This is a genomic window from Streptomyces sp. NPDC008121, assembly GCF_042957155.1.
In the GTDB taxonomy this organism is placed as follows: domain Bacteria; phylum Actinomycetota; class Actinomycetes; order Streptomycetales; family Streptomycetaceae; genus Streptomyces.
The window spans coordinates 1-4,020 of the sequence record NZ_JBIBHT010000048.1; the positions used below are offsets into that span (position 1 = coordinate 1).

3 protein-coding genes and 3 pseudogenes are annotated in these 4,020 nt (G+C 67.8%); 4 read left to right on the top strand and 2 right to left on the bottom strand.

Annotation, left to right across the window (positions count from 1 at the left end):
* A pseudogene (locus tag ACFZBD_RS35075) lies at positions 1-86 on the top strand (IS5/IS1182 family transposase); the annotation flags it as partial.
* Between the two features lie 94 nt (positions 87-180).
* Here ACFZBD_RS35075 and ACFZBD_RS35080 read toward each other — a convergent pair.
* Entirely contained in the window at positions 181-627 is a 447-nt protein-coding gene (locus ACFZBD_RS35080; RefSeq protein WP_391147773.1) for a hypothetical protein, read from the bottom strand.
* A 481-nt stretch (positions 628-1,108) separates the two neighbouring features.
* Here ACFZBD_RS35080 and ACFZBD_RS35085 point away from each other — a divergent pair, with 481 nt between their 5' ends.
* Positions 1,109-1,894: a DUF4239 domain-containing protein gene (locus tag ACFZBD_RS35085; protein WP_391147775.1), complete on the top strand. Its 786-nt coding sequence runs from the start codon at positions 1,109-1,111 to the stop codon at positions 1,892-1,894.
* Between the two features lie 114 nt (positions 1,895-2,008).
* Here the strand turns inward: ACFZBD_RS35085 and ACFZBD_RS35090 are convergent, their stop codons facing one another.
* On the bottom strand, positions 2,009-2,350 hold the full coding sequence (locus ACFZBD_RS35090; protein ID WP_391147777.1) for a hypothetical protein: 342 nt from the start codon (positions 2,348-2,350) through the stop codon (positions 2,009-2,011).
* A 459-nt stretch (positions 2,351-2,809) separates the two neighbouring features.
* Between ACFZBD_RS35090 and ACFZBD_RS35095 the strand changes: the two are divergent.
* Positions 2,810-3,619, top strand: a pseudogene (locus tag ACFZBD_RS35095) (IS5 family transposase).
* 52 nt (positions 3,620-3,671) lie between these two features.
* Positions 3,672-4,020, top strand: a pseudogene (locus tag ACFZBD_RS35100) (transposase); the annotation flags it as partial.

Here is a 4,020-nt window from a genome sequence, read left to right on the forward strand (position 1 = left end):
GGCGGATCTTCCGCAGGTCCCGCTGCAGCCCCAACCGCATGACGTCAATCGCCAAGGCCGTCCTCACCCTGGAGCTGCAACGCTGAAGAAGCTCACTGATGGGCGCCCGCACCCCGGCTGGGCTTCGCGTTCACGCGGCCACGGCGGGGGTGCAGGCGCTCCGGGGGTGCGCAGGGGGCGTCAGGGGCTGACGGGTTCGATTTCCGCTACTTTCGCGCTCCAGGGGCAGTAGTAGCCGAATTGCCATACTTCTGTGCCGGGAAAGACCATCTGGGGGACAGCGTCGCAGGATATGGCGCCGACGTCTGCGAAGTGGAATCCGGCCGGGCTGATGTGCCAGTCGTAGCCGGGGTTGTCGGGGGAGGGCTCTGCAATGATTTTTCCGTGCGGGACGGCTGGGCCCTGCGCGGGAGCGCTGGTGAGGAGTTCCTGTGCTCTGGCGAGCGTCTGGGGGTCGCTGGTGCGGACGCTGTAGCGGTCTTTGCCGTCGCCGACTTCGAAGGTGATGAGGTACGGCTGCTGGGCCCGGAAACCTTGTGCGGGGCTGCTGGCTGCCGCGGTGGCGGCGGTGGTGAGAGCCGCTGTGGTGACGGCGGCGGCTGCGAGAACAAGACGGCGGGTCCGCATGGCGGGGTGGCCTTTCGGTCTTCGGTGAGGATGCGGGCGGGGCGGCAGGTGCCGGCCGTCCCGCACGGCATGCCAGGGGCAGGGAGTCTTCGGTGAGGCGAGGTGCGGCGGGCGCGTGCGCTGCCCGGTCTGGCGGGTGCGGGACGGGGCGCTGCCTGCGGCGTTCAGGTTAAAGGCGGCGGCGCAGGAAGCGGGGCGGCCAGGAGGGCTGTGTGGCGGAGGGTGCGAAGCCGGGCGATCGGGGGAGAGCGGCAGGGCCGGCCGGCTGGGTGTAACGGGGGTCACCCGTGCGGGGGACCTGTAAGCCCGGGACGGCGGGCCGGGGTGCGCCGGGGGCAGGAACGGGGAGGGTGAGCGGGGCGGCTGCGGACGGGCCCGGGCCCCGTGCGGGCCGTGCTGCAGCAGGTCGGCAGGCCGGGGCGGGGCAGTCTGCTGGTGTGCCGGGTGGACGGAAGAACGCTGATATCCAAGGGAAGCCTGTATGCCTGAATGGTTCACGGATGTTCCGACCGCGGTTTCGCTGCTGGCGTTCCTGGGGTTTTTCCTTCTCTTCGCTGCGGGCGGGGTGATGATCTTCCGCAGGGTTTCCCGGCTGATTTTTGGGATGGAAGGGGAGTGGCGGGATCTTGCTACGCTCTGCCTGCAGGCGGGTGTGACATTTTTCGCGCTGCTGCTTGCGCTGCTGTCTTTCGCCGCGTACCAGAATTACACGGAGGCGCGGATCGCGGTTTCGTCGGAGGCTGCGTCGCTTGCTGTCATGTACCGGGAGGGTTCTTCACTCCCGGAGCCTGACCGGGGTGTTCTGCAGGCGGACCTGCGGGCATATACAGCGCATGTGATCAACAAAGAGTGGGGCGAGCACCGGCAGGGCGAGGCGCCGGAAAGCGGGCAGGGCCATGTCCGAAAGATCCAGAATGGCATCCTGTCGTTCCAGGGGAAAACCCCTGCGGAGAATAATATCCAGTCCGCCCTGATCTCGGCTTTCAAGGATTTTATCAATGCGAGGCGCCAGCGGCTGACAGCAGCGTCGGTGGGAGTTCCGGGACTGCTCTGGTCAGTGCTGGTGATGGGTGTGCTCACTGTGATCGCGCTGACCTGGTTCCTGCCTGTGAACCGGGCGAGGGCACATTTCTTCCTGTCGCTGAGTGTCGCTTTCGCGGCGAGCCTGGCCCTGTACTCAATTGTTGCTGTGGACCGCCCTTTCAAAGGAAGCGTCAGCGTCCCGCCCACCGCTTTCGAGCTGGTTCTGGGCACGACGATGCGGTGAAACGGAACCACGGTCACGGCCTCTGCGGGCAGCCCCGCACAGGCAGCGCAGAAAACGCTGCCCTGCCCTGCCCTGCCCTGCCCTGCCCTGCCCTGCCCGGGCAGGGCAGGGCAGCTAGTGCAGCCCTGTTTTCAGTGTAAGGAGCTGCTCGGACGCGCGCGGTGGCCACATGACGATGACAGGTGTGTCAGCAGACCATCCCACCCCCAGCCTGTAGGCAAATCCTTTCAGGCATGACCTGTAACCTGCAGCCGTAGAAGCCTTTTTCTCCGCTGCGATCCCGCCGGCCCCGTACAGGTACTGTGCCAGGTCACGTGCAGTGATGCCTGTGAACTCCCGGCCGGGGAAATACTGGACGAGCCTGATCAGGACACTCCGCCTGAGGCTGGCAGCCCCCGCTGAACTCTGGCCGGCCTGTATATAGGAGTCGACGGCATCCTTGAGGGAAACGGCCATCAGGGAATCCTTTATCCGTCGGCGGGCCGCGCGGTGCGGAACGCCTTTCCCGGTGAAGCCGCTGCCGGTACCGCGCGCATGTCTATTTCATCTGAGCGCGGTCGCTGGTCCGGCCGCCAGGTCCGGCCGCACGGATATGAGGAGGAGCTGCGCATCCGCCGGCCGGCGCCGCCGGGCGGGTGTGCAGGCGGCCAGCAGAGCCGCGGGCAGGCCGATTCCGCTCGCTCCGGCCGCGACGGCCCGTATCACCAGCCGTGAACGGGCTTCCCGGGCAGAAATGCCCGGTGTTCGCCTGCCGGCGCAGGGGTCGGCCAGGGCGGGGACAGCGCCCGCGCCGGGCCGTTCTTTTCCGCTCTGAGGAACGGGCCGGGCGGCACTCGTCCCTGGCCCCCCAGCGCGCCGCGCCGCGTCCTTAGATTAGAGGCCATCTCATTTGGGTTACTCGGTATTCTGCGAGTCATGGTGGGGGTCGTTGAGCGGCTGGTGCCGGACGAGTTGTGGGAGTTGTTCCAGCGGGTGGTGCCGGAGGCGCCGTCGCGGCCGCAGGGCGGTGGCCGGCGTCGGCACGGCGACCGGGAGGTGCTGGCCGCGATCGTATTCGTGGCCACGTCGGGCTGTACCTGGCAGCAGCTGCCTTCGGCATCGTTCGGCCCGTCCGGAGCGACCGCCCACCGGCGGTTCTCCGAGTGGTCGAAGGCCAGAGTGTGGGCCAGGCTCCACCGCCTGGTCCTCGACGAACTCGGTGCCCGCGGCGAGCCGGACTGGTCGCGCTGTGCGATCGACTCGGTGAACATGCGGGCCCTGAAAAGGGGGACCTGACAGGTCCGAATCCTGTCGACCGGGGCAAGTACGGCTCGAAGATCCACCTGATCACGGAACGGTCGGGTCTGCCCGTATCCGTCGGCATCTCCGGGGCCAACCTGCACGACAGCCAGGCCCTGATCCCGCTCGTGAAGCGGCATTCCGCCGATCCGCTCGCGCCGCGGCCGGCGACGCCGCAAGCCCGGCAGGCTCCACGGCGACAAGGGTTACGACTACGCCAACCTGCGGCGATGGTTACGCGCACGCGGCATCACGCACCGCATCGCCCGCAAGGGAGTCGAGTCCTCGCAACGGCTGGGCCGCCACCGCCGGACCGTGGAACGCACCATGGCCTGGCTCGCGGCTGCCGCCGCCTGCACCGACGCTACGAACGCAAAGCCCGACCACTTCCTCGCCTTCACCAGCATCGCCTGCACCCTCATCTGCTACCGCAGACTCACCAAATGAGATGACTTCATTAGACCGTGTCCTATGTGGTGAGGCGGTCGTTGAGCTGGTCATGGGGCGGGGTACATGGAGTTGGTAGTTCCGGACGGATTGTGGGAGATCGCGAAGCCGCTGATCCCGCCGTCGAAGGTGCGGCCGCAGGGCGGTGGGACGCAGGACACGCCTGATGAGACGCTGTTCGCCGCGATCATCTACGTCCTGGTCTCCGGCTGCGCCTGGCGGGCCCTGCCGCCGTGCTTCGGGATATCGAAGTCGACCGCCCACCGCCGGTTCCTGATCTGGTCCAGGGCCGGAGTCTGGGGCCGGCTGCACGAGGAGATCCTGCACCAGCTCGACGACGCCGGCCTGCTCGACCTCTCACGCGCCGTCCTCGACTCCGCCCACGTCAGGGCGAAAAAGGG

Excerpts from the sequence above, each read along its gene's own strand:
- ACFZBD_RS35080 (WP_391147773.1), bottom strand. The coding sequence starts at position 627 with ATGCGGACCCGCCGTCTTGTTCTCGCAGCCGCCGCCGTCACCACAGCG.
- ACFZBD_RS35085 (WP_391147775.1), top strand. The coding sequence starts at position 1,109 with ATGCCTGAATGGTTCACGGATGTTCCGACCGCGGTTTCGCTGCTGGCG.
- ACFZBD_RS35090 (WP_391147777.1), bottom strand. The coding sequence starts at position 2,350 with ATGGCCGTTTCCCTCAAGGATGCCGTCGACTCCTATATACAGGCCGGC.